The sequence below is a fragment of the Bacillus sp. es.034 genome, from assembly GCF_002563655.1.
Lineage (GTDB): Bacteria > Bacillota > Bacilli > Bacillales > Bacillaceae_B > Rossellomorea.
Genome location: NZ_PDIY01000001.1, coordinates 3,032,439 through 3,047,978 on the forward strand (window position 1 = coordinate 3,032,439; position 15,540 = coordinate 3,047,978).

17 protein-coding genes and 1 pseudogene are annotated in these 15,540 nt (G+C 41.7%); 3 read left to right on the forward strand and 15 right to left on the reverse strand.

Annotation, left to right across the window (positions count from 1 at the left end; translation table 11 throughout):
* Nucleotides 1-207: 207 nt before the first annotated feature.
* From ATG71_RS15545 to ATG71_RS15555, 3 genes are all read right to left on the reverse strand, one after another.
* Nucleotides 208-765, reverse strand: coding sequence for a glycerol-3-phosphate responsive antiterminator (locus tag ATG71_RS15545; RefSeq protein ID WP_098440360.1), 558 nt, complete (start codon nt 763-765; stop codon nt 208-210).
* Nucleotides 766-874: 109 nt separating this feature from the next.
* Nucleotides 875-2,116 carry an aminopeptidase gene (locus ATG71_RS15550; RefSeq protein WP_098440361.1) on the reverse strand — a complete coding sequence of 414 codons (1,242 nt, stop codon included), beginning with the start codon at nt 2,114-2,116 and terminating at the stop codon, nt 875-877.
* An 11-nt stretch (nt 2,117-2,127) separates the two neighbouring features.
* Nucleotides 2,128-2,559, reverse strand: a complete 432-nt coding sequence (locus tag ATG71_RS15555) for an HIT family protein (protein ID WP_098440362.1) — start codon at nt 2,557-2,559, stop codon at nt 2,128-2,130.
* A 126-nt stretch (nt 2,560-2,685) separates the two neighbouring features.
* Here ATG71_RS15555 and ATG71_RS15560 point away from each other — a divergent pair, with 126 nt between their 5' ends.
* Nucleotides 2,686-3,189: a GNAT family N-acetyltransferase gene (locus tag ATG71_RS15560; RefSeq protein WP_098440363.1), complete on the forward strand. Its 504-nt coding sequence runs from the start codon at nt 2,686-2,688 to the stop codon at nt 3,187-3,189.
* A 75-nt stretch (nt 3,190-3,264) separates the two neighbouring features.
* On the opposite strand, the gene ATG71_RS15565 is transcribed toward ATG71_RS15560, so the two are convergent.
* The 5 genes and pseudogenes from ATG71_RS15565 to ATG71_RS15580 all read right to left on the reverse strand — a co-directional run bounded on the left by ATG71_RS15565 (nt 3,265) and on the right by ATG71_RS15580 (nt 6,545).
* Nucleotides 3,265-3,765: a CBO0543 family protein gene (locus ATG71_RS15565; RefSeq protein ID WP_098440364.1), complete on the reverse strand. Its 501-nt coding sequence runs from the start codon at nt 3,763-3,765 to the stop codon at nt 3,265-3,267.
* Between the two features lie 88 nt (nt 3,766-3,853).
* Nucleotides 3,854-4,876 (reverse strand): serine hydrolase domain-containing protein, encoded by a 1,023-nt coding sequence (locus ATG71_RS15570; RefSeq protein WP_286163030.1) that lies wholly within the window; start codon nt 4,874-4,876, stop codon nt 3,854-3,856.
* On the reverse strand, nt 4,873-5,322 hold the full coding sequence (locus ATG71_RS15575) for a GNAT family N-acetyltransferase (RefSeq protein ID WP_286163031.1): 450 nt from the start codon (nt 5,320-5,322) through the stop codon (nt 4,873-4,875). Before ATG71_RS15575 ends, ATG71_RS15570 begins: the two co-directional genes overlap by 4 nt.
* A pseudogene (locus tag ATG71_RS23815) lies at nt 5,231-5,419 on the reverse strand (alpha/beta fold hydrolase); the annotation flags it as partial. The pseudogene ATG71_RS23815 and the gene ATG71_RS15575, both read right to left, overlap by 92 nt.
* A 112-nt stretch (nt 5,420-5,531) precedes the next feature.
* Nucleotides 5,532-6,545, reverse strand: coding sequence for a S66 family peptidase (locus ATG71_RS15580; protein WP_098440367.1), 1,014 nt, complete (start codon nt 6,543-6,545; stop codon nt 5,532-5,534).
* Nucleotides 6,546-6,806: 261 nt separating this feature from the next.
* Here ATG71_RS15580 and ATG71_RS15585 point away from each other — a divergent pair, with 261 nt between their 5' ends.
* The gene (locus tag ATG71_RS15585; protein ID WP_286163032.1) at nt 6,807-8,120 is read left to right on the forward strand and encodes a D-alanyl-D-alanine carboxypeptidase family protein; all 1,314 of its coding nucleotides are present in this window, start codon (nt 6,807-6,809) and stop codon (nt 8,118-8,120) included.
* Between the two features lie 102 nt (nt 8,121-8,222).
* Entirely contained in the window at nt 8,223-8,615 is a 393-nt protein-coding gene (locus ATG71_RS15590) for an SET domain-containing protein (RefSeq protein WP_034759385.1), read from the forward strand.
* Nucleotides 8,616-8,737: 122 nt separating this feature from the next.
* Here ATG71_RS15590 and ATG71_RS15595 read toward each other — a convergent pair whose 3' ends face one another.
* The 7 genes from ATG71_RS15595 to ATG71_RS15620 all read right to left on the reverse strand — a co-directional run bounded on the left by ATG71_RS15595 (nt 8,738) and on the right by ATG71_RS15620 (nt 15,199).
* Nucleotides 8,738-9,559: an EcsC family protein gene (locus tag ATG71_RS15595; RefSeq protein ID WP_098440368.1), complete on the reverse strand. Its 822-nt coding sequence runs from the start codon at nt 9,557-9,559 to the stop codon at nt 8,738-8,740.
* Between the two features lie 63 nt (nt 9,560-9,622).
* Nucleotides 9,623-10,891: a hemolysin family protein gene (locus tag ATG71_RS15600; RefSeq protein ID WP_098440369.1), complete on the reverse strand. Its 1,269-nt coding sequence runs from the start codon at nt 10,889-10,891 to the stop codon at nt 9,623-9,625.
* A gap of 42 nt (nt 10,892-10,933) precedes the next feature.
* Entirely contained in the window at nt 10,934-11,344 is a 411-nt protein-coding gene (locus tag ATG71_RS15605; RefSeq protein WP_098440370.1) for a MerR family transcriptional regulator, read from the reverse strand.
* A 167-nt stretch (nt 11,345-11,511) separates the two neighbouring features.
* Entirely contained in the window at nt 11,512-11,991 is a 480-nt protein-coding gene (locus tag ATG71_RS15610; protein WP_098440371.1) for a YjdJ family protein, read from the reverse strand.
* Between the two features lie 248 nt (nt 11,992-12,239).
* Nucleotides 12,240-12,671, reverse strand: coding sequence for a nucleotidyltransferase family protein (locus tag ATG71_RS15615; RefSeq protein ID WP_353616286.1), 432 nt, complete (start codon nt 12,669-12,671; stop codon nt 12,240-12,242).
* Nucleotides 12,672-12,820: 149 nt separating this feature from the next.
* Nucleotides 12,821-12,985: a hypothetical protein gene (locus ATG71_RS23445; RefSeq protein WP_179886559.1), complete on the reverse strand. Its 165-nt coding sequence runs from the start codon at nt 12,983-12,985 to the stop codon at nt 12,821-12,823.
* An 81-nt stretch (nt 12,986-13,066) separates the two neighbouring features.
* Nucleotides 13,067-15,199 carry a peptidoglycan D,D-transpeptidase FtsI family protein gene (locus ATG71_RS15620; RefSeq protein WP_098441864.1) on the reverse strand — a complete coding sequence of 711 codons (2,133 nt, stop codon included), beginning with the start codon at nt 15,197-15,199 and terminating at the stop codon, nt 13,067-13,069.
* Nucleotides 15,200-15,540: the final 341 nt, after the last annotated feature.

The following is a 15,540-nucleotide window of genomic DNA, read 5'->3' on the forward strand; positions in this document are numbered from 1 at the left end:
GCTCGTTTACCCCATAAATGCTTATGATAATCCTAGTCACTCACCGTGTCTCAAAGCCCGTTGAATCAAAAAATAAAGAGACTCACGGAATATGCCCCTCAATTGCAGGCAATTCACGTGAGTCTCTTCATCTCTTTCACAACGTATTAACTTGTCATTCATATTACTCCACTATGAAAGCGGTGTCAATGGGTTTTTATGATTTTTTTATCTGTCAAAATGTTTCCATAGGACTCGATCAGAGGTTGTAATCGCCGTTGCTCCTGCCTCAAGTGCCGCTTCCACTTCGTCCACTGTATCGATCAGTCCACCGGCAAAGATGGGCTTACCTGTCTTGGTGCCTATTTCCTTAATGATTTTCGGAACCACACCGGGAAGAACCTCAATGAAATCCGGATCCGTCTTTTGGATTAATTCAATACTGCGGTTCATGGCGCTCGAGTCTATGACAAACATTCGCTGGGTGGCATACACGCCCTTTTGCCTCGCCTTTTTTATGACGTTTCCCTTAGTGGATATGATACCATATGGTTTGATTTCCTGGCAGACATATTCTGCTGCGTATTCATCACTCGATAAACCATGAATGAGATCCAGATGCAAAAACATCTTCCGATTTTCGTTACGGGCATATTCAAAAACACTTTTCAGCATCCCGACATGAAGGTCGAGGAATACACCGTACTGAAAAGAGGTGTCGAGCATTTTATCAAAGTCCTTCATGGACCTTATGGCAGGTAATATGTATTGACCTTCAAAACTCAATGTCTTTCACTCCTTAATAGGTATATGCATGTTTTTCTCAAGGAGAAATTATATCATAGTTGCTGATTCCTTTATTCGTCTCTCTGTCCTACTATCCGCTAGCATTTAATCATATCGCCCAATTCCCATTACGGAAAATGGCAACCTTTCGACCATCGCGGCAAACCCCGTCAATATTCATCGTGGCAGAACCGATCATGAAGTCTTCATGCACGACACTCTCATTGAGACCCTTTTCTTCCCTTTCCTCATCTGATAATATGTTTCCATCTTTCATACAAGTCGGGTATGAGGAACCGATCGCTAAATGGTTTGATGCATTTTCATCAAAAAGTGTATTAAAGAATAAGACACCGGAGTCTGAGATGGGTGAATGGTGTGGGACAAGCGCCACCTCTCCAAGGTAAGCTGCCCCTTCATCGGTTTCGATTAATTTACGTAAGATTTCTTCTCCTACTTCAGCGGAGACTTCCTTAATTTCCCCGTCAACGAATGTGAGAGTGAATCCGTCTATCACATTTCCATTGTAAGCAAGTGGCTTGGTACTTGTAACGGTCCCATTCACTCCTGTCTTCACAGGAACTGTATATACCTCTTCTGTCGGCATATTGGCAATAAAGTTGGTTCCCTGTGGGGTATTGCTTGCGCCGGTTAGCCAAATATGGTCTTCATGCAGTTTAATTGAAAGGTCCGTCCCTATGGCGCTGTAGTGAAGGCTTTCTAGATTGAGTGCGTTGAGTTGGCTGGCTTTATCGGTCAAGGTTTGGATATGGGATTTCCATGCGGAAACAGGATCTGGTTGATCGATGCGGACCGAAGTGAAAATCCGTTCCCATAGACTGGCGACCCTTTCTGATGATGGGAGTTCAGGAAACACTTTATCCGCCCATTTCTGTGAAGGGATGGCGACGATGGACCAGCTGATTTCATCCTTTTCAATCGCTTCATAGAATCGATCAAGTGCATCCCCACTCGCTTTCTCGTAATTGAGGATCCGGTCAGGGTCGATACCTTTCAGAAGGTCCGGATCATTGGCTTCTATTTGCAGGAACGCTCCTTTAAGATCCACTACCCATTCATGAGCAGCAGCCAGCCAGCTCGGATATTCATAGAACACATCATAGGGTGCAGATTCATAATGTATTCTCATAATTTCTTCATCATACCATTGAACATGTACAATTCTTGCTCCAGCAAGATAGGCTTCTTTTACCACAAGGCGAACGAAGTCTTCTGTTCCGAGTGGTGCCGAGATCCAAAGTGGTTGATCCTCTTGTACATTCACTCCGACCTTAACCGCCAGCTCTGCATATTGTTTAACTTTTTCTTGAAAATCTTTATGTATTGTCATTTTGAATTCTCCTATTCTAGTAATCCAGTGATGTATGCTTTCATTTTTTTTTGTGTTTCCTCCAGGGATTCGGAGGGTTCTTCAACCCCAGCATTTCCATAAAACATATCACCAAAATGATCTGCTTCTTCATTTCGTGGAATGACATGCATGTGATAATGTGTTAACTCATTGTAGGTACCCCCATTTTGACAAATTGTCACGCCATTCGGTTCATATAATGCATGAATGGTACGTGCAACCAGCTGTGAGGCCCTCATAACAGAGAGACTTTCCTCTTCGTCCAGTTCTGTCACTTCCGCTTTATGTTTTTTTGGGAAGATTAGTGTATGACCTGCATGGTGGGGAACATGGTCCAGTATACAGGTGACAAATTCATTCTCATATATGATATGTACTTTCTCTTCCTGATTTGAAAGTCGGCACCCATGACAGTTTTTCATTCGAACTCCTCCAATGATCAGTTGTTTTAGAAGGTTTTTTTAAAAATGTGTCGAACATTGTTGCATAGGGAATCACTGCATTTCACCTATCATCATATCACGAAGTAGAAGGGAAATCAGAAAATAATGGAAATTACATTACTTAATGAATCACATGCGAAAGACTATTGGAACCTTAGGTTAGAAATGCTGAAGCAGAGTCCTACAAGCTTTGGCAGCAGCTATGAAGAGGCCCTCCAGCGTCAAAATCCCATTGAAATGACAAAAAAGCGGCTTTCAAGCAATGAAAGTTTCACCTTTGGCCTCTTTGTTGAAGAAAAATTGGCAGGGGCAGTCACGATGGTACGGGAATCGGCATTGAAAATGAACCATAAAGCTTCCATTTATGCCATGTATGTCACGCCGGCATTAAGGGGGCAAGGATTGGCAAGACGACTGCTGGAAGCGGCCATAAACCTTGCAAAGGAAACAGAAGGCATTGAACAGTTGATGATCACAGTCGTCACCACGAATGAAACAGCAAAAGGGCTTTACCACTCGTGTGGATTCAAACCTTATGGAACTGAAAAGAGAGCATTGAAATATAATGAGGAATACTACGATGAAGAGTTGATGGTTATGTTTCTATAGTCATTCTTTGATTGAAAAAGCGGATAGTGCATCATTATAAAAACGGTGCGTCTCATAAAAGAGAATCACCGTTTTTCATAATACATGATAATCGAAGCTGATTAAAAGAAAAGTCACCACCAAAATGGATGCAATAAAGGCTTTTATGGGATTCAGGTAGTGAAGGCGTAGCATTGGGAACATAATGCAATAAAAAAGCAACGTCCACCATAGATTCCATCCTTCAAAATATTCTATGGAACCGGTTTTCCCCGCAACCCATTCAATCAACGTGGCAACTCCGATATATTTCAGATAATAGACGATCTTGATTCTCCATTCTTCAGGATAATGGCTCAAGAACAGAACAACTAGGCAAGGGTAAGAAACCATTGTATAAAGCGTATCTGTCACAAACATATTGACAAAAAAACCGTCTAATTCCCACACGGCCTTCACTGTATAGCTGAGATACTGATAAAACATATTAAAAAAACTAAAATAGTAGATGGTGGGAAGAAACTCCCTCCACCTACTCCAAGATCCCCATTTCAAGGAACTAAGAACAATCACTACAATCACGGCAATATGAAACATGGGATCCCCCCATAGTATATACAACTAATTGGTCATAGTGTACCCTGTTATTTGGAAATTCATTCCCAAATATGGATTATTGTCATGGTTATTGACTGTCAGTAAATAAATCCGCTACTTTGTTGCTGAACTCTCTTAGATAATGAAGATAGTCCTCCCCACCGTAGTTATAGCGCTTGTTGTACATCTTTGCCACGACAACGTTTAACGATGGGATGACAAGAAGCGTGGGCCCAGTCACTCCAAGTATTTGATACGAACCAGGGGGTACCCTTTCCCCCATTTCGCTTTTCGCACGAGCATCTCCTTGTACATACCAGAAAAGCCCGTTATCTGGAAGCGACGAGTCATGATAGACCCCATTTTGAATCGAGGTAGATAAATCGATCACCTGGGGTGGAACAACCTGTTCACCGTTCATCCTGCCCTTTTGCAGGTGCAGTTGTCCCCAAAGGGCAAACTCCCGAGCGGAAACGAATAGATTTTTTTCTTTACCATCATTGCTCGTCCCCAGTCCGGAAAGAGACGGTTCCGTTACGTCTCCGATAATGTTTACAAGGCTTGCTGAGGGTTCTGTCCGCCAGCCCGTTTCTTTTAATCCGATACGTGAAAATATCCGTTCTTCCAATAGCTGAGGAAACCCTTTTCTGTAAAGTCGCTGAATCAATTCGGTCAAGATCTCCACCCCGATGTTACGATAAGCCCAGCCGGTGCCTGCCTCGAATTCTCTGTACCAATTCCCTTTCTCATCGATATGAAGTCCGTGAGAATGAGTGGCAAGGTGCCGGATGGTCGTACCGATTACCATTTTGGGATCCAGTTCAGGCATATACTTAGAAATAGGTTCGTCAAGACTTTCGATGTAGTTGTCATATAATGCAAAGGAAACGGCAAGTCCTAAATAGCTCTTTCGTGCAGAGGCGACATTGAATTGTGAATCTGCCTGGACATTCCTCGCATCCTTTTCGTGGGAGTGACGCCCACTATAATGCTCTACAACTACATGATTATCTTTAAGGATAAAGAGTGCGCCGGCAGAGCTTCCATTTTTATCTTTGATATCTTCCACCCATGAAATCAGTTCTGCTGCACGGTGTTCGATTTCCTTCACTCTCTTCCCCATTCTTCCGCTAACATTCCATAGACAACATGATCCACATAGTGATCGTAGAGCCATTCCCTCTGTCTCAGCTTCCCTTCTTCCACAAATCCGAGCCTTTCCGGGATGCTGCGGCTCCGTTTGTTAAATTCAGCAGCGGTTATTTCGACTTTATTCATTTTATAATAATCAAAGGCGTAGCTGGTCAACCCTTTTGCAACGGTCGTCATGATTCCTTTCCCCTGATAGCCTTCCCCCAGCCAATAGCCGATATAGGCGACTTTATTCGACCAATCCAGTTCATTGAAACCCGCAACGCCGACGATTTCATTTTCATAAACGATCGCAGTCGTCAAACTCTTATTCAATGGCACCCGACCGGCAGACACCCCGCTGGTCGATAGCGACAACAAATAAATCCTTCCCAAGTCTCTCACCCTGATGAAACGAAAAATCATAACAGCTCTCTCCCGGTCAACCATGTAAATACAAAAAAGCCGGGTTCTCAATACATCCATATGTTTCTACATGAAGACCCTTTCCCCGGATCGTCATCAAATTCGCCTTCATTTCTTAAACCTCCTAATTTAAGAGGGACGGACCTTCATACTTTATATTATGGTAAACTGCAACTGCTTCATGAAGGTCCGTCCCTCTAATTGAATGTTTAACGGAAGGTTTGCGTTACCTTCCCTTTTCCATTATGGACTTCTACCTTTCCATAAGCCCCATTGATGAATGTAATCTGGGGCGGCTGATGGCCACAGTCGACATCATAGACCACCGGGATTTGTAACTCGTTGGCAATTTCATGGTAAACATCCTCTGCAGTATAGCCGTCCACCGGAGTATTAGCGGCACTTCTCCCGAATAGCAGCCCTGAAATATGGTCTAACCACCCTGCGAGTTTCATTTGCACGAGTGTACGACGCAAATCTGCCGTATTGATCTCACAATTTTCGAAATACCAAATAATCGGCTCATCGACTATATGTTTCTCCCTGAAAGAAGCCACATCCCCGTATGGGGTGCCGATAAGGTTTCTGATCACATCGATGCAGCCTCCGAGGACTCTTCCTTCCATTTCTACGTTCTTGTCCCCGATTGTTTTCCAGACCGTGGGTTCCGTTAAATGAAATACATGTGGTGAAGGCTTTTCATGATTCCATTCTTTTTGATACTTCTGGGATGAGTATTGGATGACTGAAGAGCCTTTTTCTGTGGTAAGGACATTTTCCCATTGTTTAGTTGTAGGGTCCGTTTCCTCTCCTCTCAAGTCAATAAGGTTGGTCCCATGTGCCGTCGCCATCCCTGTCTTTAATGTTAATGCAAGTAAGAGGGCACTAATGTCGGAATATCCGAGCACCCACTTAGGCTTGATTTGTTGATAATCGATTAAATCGAGGATTTCTATGAGAAGCTCTCCTCCCCAAGGCGGAGTGATGAGTGAAATCGAATCATCCTGAAGCATTTTATTTAACTCGTCCGCTCTCTCGTGAGCAGGAGCGGACTTTGCCTTGTGCTGCTTCCAAACAGTTTCACCACATTCTATGGTGTACCCCTCTTCTTCCATTTTAGCTATCGCTTTCTTAAGTAAATCGTGGAGCTCATGTGGCACGCCAGAAGAAGGTGCAGTCAAGCCCACAGTAGAATGTTTCGTAAGTAATGGATATGTAATCATCTCTATCCCCTCCCAGTGGTTTACCCGATTTTACCAGATTGGTAGAAAGGCGACAAGAATTATTTTCCATTTTGAGGGACGGACCTTCTCCATTCATATTATGGTAAACCCAGATTGATAGATGAAGGTCCGTCCCTCACCACAACAATTATTTACAATAATTTGAACGATTTGAAAAGGTTCGCGGGTTTTGGGGTGTTTGGGAGGTTTGTATGGTAGAATGATTTGGTTGCGTAAAATTGGTTTTATGGAGGTACTATTTTGGAAAAGAAGACGGTGAAACAAAGCCTGGCGGTTTTGATGATATCATTTATGGCCATGACGCCTTTTCAGCAGACGGCGCATGGTAAATCAACAGTTGAAATCAATTCAGATGCTGCAATATTAGTAGAAGCAGATACAGGAAAGATTGTTTATGGTGAACATGAAGACAAGGCACTCGGTATTGCGAGCATGACGAAAATGATGACAGAGTACCTTGTATTAGAAGCGATTGAAAATGGAAAAATAAAATGGGATCAAACGTATAAAGTAAGCGATAAGGTATATCAATTAGCCAATGCCCCCGGATTAAGCAATGTTCCACTGAGAGCAGATGAAGAATATACGGTAAGGGAATTGTATGATGCCATGGTCATCAAGTCCGGCAATGGTGCCGCGATTGCGCTTTCTGAGGTGGTGGCAGGCTCTGAAGGGAAATTTGTGAAGATGATGAATGCCAAGGCGAAGGAACTTGGCTTTGAACATTATCAATTCGTCAATTCTTCGGGGCTCAGTAACTACGATATGCTGGGGATGTATCCTGAAGGAACCGATGTGAATGATGAAAATGTGGTATCAGCAGAAGATATGGCAACTCTTGCCTATTACCTCATTCATGATTTTCCGGAAGTATTGGAAACCTCAAGTCTCACTTCTAAAGTATTCAGACCTGGGACGAGTGAAGAACTGGTCATGAAAAACACAAATGGTCTATTAAAGGGGAAATCCTATCACTACAAGGGCGCAGACGGTCTGAAGACGGGTACGACTCCATTCGCCGGTTCCACCTTTACCGGGACGGCAAAAAGAAATGGGGTTCGTTACATTACTGTCATTCTTGACGCCAAGGATGAGTATGGACAGCCAAGCAGTGCAGAGCGATTTATTCAAGCAAGAGAACTCCTCGATTACGGTTTTGATGAATTTAAGACTGTAACCTATGACTTGGACAGCATCGAAAAGAAAAAGAACCACACCCTACCGGTTCCGAACGGGAAAGAGCAGGAAGTGACAATCAAGGTCGACAAACCCCTCTCTCTCCGCTTAACGGATGAGGAGAAAGACAAGGTGAAAACCTCACTGAATCTCGATGAACAAAAAGTCAACGAGGATGGGTCCCTTCAAGCTCCTATTGAAAAAGGAGAAAAAATCGGTGAATTGGTTATCGATACAAATGAAAAGGAAGAATATATCTTTGACAGGAAGTCCTCCGATTATAAAGTGGATGTATATGCTGCAGAATCCGTTAAGAAAGCGAGCTGGATTGTCCGAAGTGCACGTGGTATCCAGGATTTTTTCGGTAATCTCTTCTAACGGACAGGCCAACCTTACTGTTCGGGTTAGATTTAGTGTTTGCTTTTCTATCCCGTTCGTGTCAAACTAATTTAGTCAAGGATTTAGAAAGCAGGTGGCATAATGATCGAAGTGAAACTATCGTCTCTTAGCGACGGAGATCTTAATCGTGGAGTTTTTGCAAAAAGAGATATAGCCAAAGGAGAGCTGGTTCACGAAGCACCAGTCATCCCATACCCAAACGAGGAACATGAACATATTGAGAAGACGTTCCTGGCGGATTATGTATTTGAATATGGAATCAACCACACAGCACTTCTACTGGGATACGGAATGTTGTTCAACCATTCATATACACCGAATACAGTTTACGAAATCAATTTTGATAATCATACTTTCGACTTTTATGCTTATAAAGATATTCAAGCCGGAGAAGAACTGCTTATTAACTACAATGGCGAAGTGGATAATGATGAGCCGCTTTGGTTTAATAAAGATAAGAACGAAGAAGAATAAAGAAAAAGGGACTTCCACGTGGAGGTCCCTTTATTTCATTTATAGAGGGACGGACCTCTATAAATGCTCCCGATCCGATTAAGAATCCACATAAAACCTGAATTCTTCATGGAAATAGTATGTTAATTAGAGGTCCGTCCCTCTTCCAGTTTCGCGAGGATCCTTCTTTTACGGTAGAGCATGCGACCGGTCTCTCCTATGTCTTTGATCATGGATTTGTTGATGAAGGAACCGAAGAGAATACCGGCGATGGGAATCATTTGAAAGAGTTTTTTCCATCCGAAGTTGTCACGAAAGCTGATCATCACTTCCCTCCACCCCTGCAGCTTGGACAGGGTTTGCTCTCTTTTATCCTTCTTCTCCCCATTAAAGTCCTCCAGTTCTTGAAGAATGGCTTGTTTACCTACAATGTCCGATGAAACAAATTGCAGGCATTTGATGATAAAAATGCGCTCCTCTTGATCATTGGGATCATAACCGTAGCACAGAGCAATCTCTTGAAGGGTTTTAAGTGATATACCCAGAATGAATGGGATATCGATACTTAATGTCAGAAAACCACCGATCCCTGTAGTGGCACCTTGAGTCATCGCTACCTTTTTCCTCAAATCCACAATTCCTTCACTCACTTCATCCATATAGTTAAGGGGAAGCGTGCCTATTTTCTTTAGGGTTAAATCAGACTCTCCTGTTTTTTTGATGAATCGATTTAAGACTTCCTTCTCACTTGTGAGATGACTCCCGCCTTTTTGTATGTAGCTTCCTATCTCATCCAAGGCTTGACCTATTTTATTATGTACCATTTGAGGGGTGATCCGATCAAGAATCATGAATGGAATCCTGCCGAGTTTCTCCCAGAACCACAATCCTTTTTGATCACCTGCCCATTCATTGACCATCTCAAGTTCCTTTAAGAGGACCTCTTTCGTTTCTTCTTGACGCATGTTACAGCTCCTTTCGATTGCGTATAAAAAAACAGGCATTTAAGCCTGTTTTTTTAACGTATTTTAAACCAGGTCTCCGGTTTTTTCTTCTAAGATTTCCACTTTGATTGTGCGTACCCGGCGGTTATCCACTTCTTCAACGCTCACCTTTAAGTTTTCATAATCGAAGCTATCACCTTCTGATGGGAGGTCTTCGAAGCTTTCAACGACCCATCCACCAAGTGTATGGTAAGAGCTTTCAGGCTCTGGTACGTCGAGTAACTCTGTAAATTCATCCAATTGATATTGGGAATCGAATCGATATTCTTTATCGCTTATTTTCCTCATGGAATGAGTTTTCTCATCCTGCTCATCCCAGATTTCCCCTACAATCTCTTCCAGGATATCTTCTAGGGTGATGATTCCGGTGGTTCCACCAAATTCATCCACTACAATGGCCATGTGCACATTGTTCTTTTGAAGCTTAGTAAGAAGGGAAGAGATTTTAACAGATTCAAAAATAAACATTGGCTCGCGGATCAATTCACGTATGCTTACTTCACCGAACTTGATCAAGTGAGTAAAGAACTCTTTTTCCGAGAGAATTCCGATAATATTATCTATATGATCCTCATACACAGGAATCCGCGAAAAACGTTCTTCAAAGAACATTTCTTTGATTTCTTCAATCGGCTGATTCACTTCAACGGCCTTGACATCAATACGGGGAGTCAGGACCTCGGTAGCTAGGATATCATCAAAGTCCATGGAGCGATGGATCAGCTCCCTTTCTTCTTTATCGATGACTCCTTCTTCTTCACTAATATCAAGCATCACCTTTAACTCTTCCTCTGTGACAGACGGCATCTCGTGATCTTTCGAGAAGAATTTCGATACCAGCTCCTTTAATTTAATAAAAAAGAAGTTGATCGGTGTAAGGACCTTGATTAAGAAAAAAAGCACGCCGGATATGGTCAGGGAATACGTTTCTGCGTTTTCTTTAGCCAATGATTTCGGGAGGATTTCTCCGAAAATCAGAATTAACAGCGTCATAACAAACGTACTGATGACGAGACCCGTGTTCCCTCCGAAAATATCTGTCGCAAGCTTTGCTGAAATACTAGCTGCCGCGATGTTCACGATATTGTTTCCAACTAATATCGTAGACAGGGCTTTGTCAAAATTCTCAGCAATATAATGCGCTTTAATGCTTCCTCTTCTGCCTTCACTTACGAAATTCTTAAGTCTGATCTTATTTACGCTTGAGTAAGCCGTTTCCGCCGATGAGAAAAAGGCAGATAAAAGGATTAATGCTCCCAGTAATACTAATGAATTCAGTGGTATATCGTCCAAAAAAAAGTCACTCTCCTGTAGTTGCTTATCTATTATGCTGGATTAACCAGAAAAAACCATTAATGTTTGAAATAAGGCTAAAGCCTGTGGGGAAACCTGCTTCAACATGCGCTTCTTATCTTCATCCCCTAATGTATCCATCGCCTGCAGGACTTCATGCAATTCATTATGCAAATGCTTCATTTCATTTCGTATATGTTTTACCTGCTTTTCAAGCACGGATTGATCCACCTGATTTGATTTCAATAAAATCATACGATCTTTGATTTCATGTAAGGTCATTTTCATCTGCTGACATTGTTCAATCAGTTTTAAGTCAGCTAATGCCTCTTCATGATAATATCGATAATTATTACGGGACCTGCCGCATTTTAACAAACCCATTTTCGTGTAATAATCAATCGTTCGCTTTGATACTTCACTTAACTTCGACAGCTCGCCTATCCGATACAACTTCCCAAGTTATCACCTCTAAAGTAGTATACTGCATTTTAATAAAACCGTACAGTTAAACGTTACGGTTTAGGGACGGACCTCAAAAATCTTTCTATTTTAGGTTGTAAATGCTTTAAAACAAGGAATCCCCCCTGAAATATTGTGCGATTTTGAGGTCCGTCCCTCTATTGGTTGTAAGGCCTTCTTAATCGTAAGAATGGAACTACGTGAATGACGCAAGCTGCTACTATCATCAATAATCCCACCACTAGGAACAACCAGAACAATGTGTTCCCACCCGCGGTAGGTGATGAGGAAATGATAACACCTAACGTAATATAGATCGCACCAAGTAGAGCGAGGAAAATCCGGAATCCTGTTTGTTTGAATAACCTAAACCCAATCAGTATGAAAAGATAGCTGGTACTGATTATCATCATCCCCGGATAGAGTGGCGTGAACTTCGCCGCATATACAAAGAAATCAAGGGCTACAATATCACTCGAACCAGTCACACTTCCATGAACCATCTCACTAAAAGGAGCCGAATACCTCCACTCCCAGGAATGATCCAACAAAGCACTCCCCTCATACCAACTAACCAAAGTCGAAAAACCGAGGACAAGCAATCCGATTCCTATCTGTGACCAATATTTAATAGACATAACCTTCTCCTTTCCTTTGAGGGACGGACCTCAATAATTTCTCTTTTTATGTAAGAAAGTCCTTTCATACCAAGGGTTCACCCCCGACATAAAGTTCCAAATTGAGGTCCGTCCCTCAATTCAGATACCATGAACTTTCACCTTTGGCCATTTTGTATCCCATTGTTTTTCCAGCACTCGTTTTTTATATATGGAAGACAGTGCCTCTTATTCTTTAAATGGTGGAGTCGGCTTTATTTGTAGAGAAATCAAGCTTCTATCCCCCAAGGCGCTGCGATTATAAGCTCATTCTTCTCATTCAGCTTTAGAGCAATAGAGGTAGCGGTTTCCGGAAAACGGGATACTGCATCAATCGTGGAGGTATATGGCTCTTCTCCATTTTTGATGTGCATCCTTGCCTGGTTTTTCACAGACCACGGTTCGGAGGGAGCTTCCTCCTTCAATCGGGATTCTACGTATTTCTCAAAATGTTCATTTGTAGCATCAAAGTATACCAAATCAATATCCGACAAGTTCGTTTTGTTTGAATACCCATGCAGTGTATCCCACACTTTCGTTCTTACAAACCCTGCGCAGATCCACCAGTCGGGAAGATTAAGAGTTTGTGCAGTTTTAAGGATGTTCATCATCCATGTATCCTTTTTAACGAGCTCAAAAATATCATGTTCTGACTTGATCACGTTCTTCTCTCCTTGTTCATTTTTAAATAGCATTGAAGGCATTCGATTGCCCTTAAAATTAGATTCATTTATCTTTATATATTGGTTTCAGGAACAGTCGTCAATATTGTCAAAAAAAATGCCAGGAAGCTTTTCCTGACATTTTTCAATCACTGTCCCCCGTTAAACCAACTGCTCGCTTTCACACGTTCTTCTTCCTGTAGTTGCCGTTCGTTTTGATTACCTGCTTCAAATGTATTTTGGGAGAATTTCCGTCTAAGAAGCCCATTAATAATACCGAAAATAACGGCAATGCCTATAATCCACCATAGCATTTGCACTACACCTCCATTAGGATAGCTTTCCTTACCTATATATACGTTTGAAGAAGCGGCAAGTTTCATATTTAATAGTTATTATTCTTCTGTTGTTTCCGGATCTTCTGTTTTCTCAAGCTGGTCAGCATTACGAACTTTCTCTTCTGTTGAAGAGTTGTAATAGCCTTGTTTTTCATATTGCTTTTTTAGTTCGAAGTATTTGTCCATGACGCGTTTAGCGATGGTTTTGTTTACGTATGGATCTTTGTCTTGGTGTGAATATGGTAGTACTACAGAGAAAGCTATCTCCGGATTATCATATGGTGCATATCCAATTAAAGTCGTATTATAAGTATCAAATTGTTTTTTCTGCTCTGGACTATAGTAAAATGCTTCAGCCGTACCAGATTTAGCTGCTGCATCATATGGCGCGTTTCTGAAATTGTTGGCAGTACCTTGGCTCCCATGTGCAACCTTATAAAATCCTCTCTGCACTTGCAGAATTTGTCTTTCGGTTGCATCGATCCGATTCAAAACCTTAGCATCATTCTCATAAATCAATGGTCCAACTTTGTCTCTTTCCTGACTCGGTTCCCTGATTTCTTTCATTAAATGAGGTTCCATCCTAAAACCTCCATTAGCTATTGTGGAAGCATATTGAACAAGCTGCATGGGAGTATATAAATCGTATTGGCCAATAGCGAAATCCATTAACTTACCTGGCTCCCGTTCTGTTCCTTTTAATCCCTCTACTTCTCCCGGGAGATCAATGCCCGTTTTCACACCAAGCCCGAATTGACTATAATAATTTCGCATAGTATCAAACGCTTTTGGATCCATATCAATTGGCTGGTCCTTTCTGTATACACCACCTGCAATTTTAATAGCTGTTTTAAACATATACGCGTTTGAAGAAATCTCCAGTGCATCGATATCATTTAAGTACATGGGTCCTCTTGAAAGGTTAAACCATGATCGTTTAACGGGGGTTCCCTTTATGGCAATTGCCTCATCATACAAAACATCCCCAACATTCAACGCCCCAGTCATATACCCCGTCAACACAGTAGCACCCTTTACAGCAGATCCCACTCCATACTCAGAAGTATAAGTACCTAATGCATAATCCTGGAGTTCCGTCTTTCCATTTTCATCCTTACCATACTTCTTTCCTACCATGGAGAGAATCTCACCTGTGTGCGGATCCATCATGACGACGAACGCGCGGTCCAGGAACGGGGATTCCCAATATTTCGAGGCTTGTTTGCTAAGTTCTTCTTCAACAATCTTTTCAATTTCTTTCTGAAGCTGCAAGTCAATTGTCAACACAACATCCTTACCACTATGTCCTTCGCTTACAAGCTGCGTATCAAGGACGCTTCCATTCTTCGTAATGTATTCGATTTCTTCTTTTTGTCCTTTAAGTATATTTTCATACTCAGATTCAAAATAACTCGTCCCGACCCGATCATTCAAAGCATACCCTTGAGCTTTATATTCTTTTACAAGTTCGCTCGGCAGTCCTTGCTGGGAGGTGGAAACCCTGCCTAAAATGGTCCTCAATGTACTATCATTCACATACTTCCTTTCCCAATCTGTAGTGACGTTCACACCGGGCATTTCAGATAATCGTTCACTCACCCTTGCCATCTCTTCCATAGATACATCTTTATTTTTGATGATCTGTGGACTCAGGGCATATCCCGTATTGAATTCACGGAAAATGGCCATTACTTCTTCCTCCTGTTTGGAAAAAGAGTTGATATCCTTTTCAGTGATCCTCTCAAGCTGCATTTCGTAAATCTTTTTGTTCCTCTCATCCTCCGCCAGTTCTTCATCATCTTCGAGCTTCTTTATTTCTTCTTTTGAAACAAGCTTTACCGCTTGATCAGGATGAGTGAGCAGCCAGAAATCCTGCCTATCACGGTCTGTAATTTTTTTTGTATCCATTTCAATCAGTTCAGCCAATTTCTCAGCTACCTTCAGCATATCTTTAGGCTTCGTCGTTTGCGTTCTCGTGTATGTAATGGCATTCAATGGAACGTTGTCGACGATCACATTCCGATATCGGTCATAAATTTTCCCTCTAGGAGGTGTTCCATTATGGGATTTGACATTTTCAGTTCTTGCGACTTCTGCTTCATAATGGTTTCCCTGCACAATTTGTACAATTCCAAGACGAAGAATCAGAAGTGAGAATAGAAAAAAGACCGAAATAAACAATAGATTCATTCTCAATGGGACATGGGTTTTTTTCTTTTTCTTCTTTTCCTTCAATTTGTATAACCCCTTTTAAGCTCGTATTTTACCAAAATATGATAATGTTCTAGTCCTATTTTATAGAAATTTCGACTATATTTCTACCTCTATATGGAATTAAACCCATTAAACTTACTTCATTGGGTATTGATGGGGAAATATAGGGATATGCATATGTGTGAGGTTTAGGAAACTGCGAAAAATGTCGAAGAAGGAGTATAGACAAAAGGGTTCCGTTTCTTTTAGAATATAGTCGTATTCAAAGCAATAAAAATGAAACCAAAGCTCTCCTTAATGCGTAGAATTGGTAACTA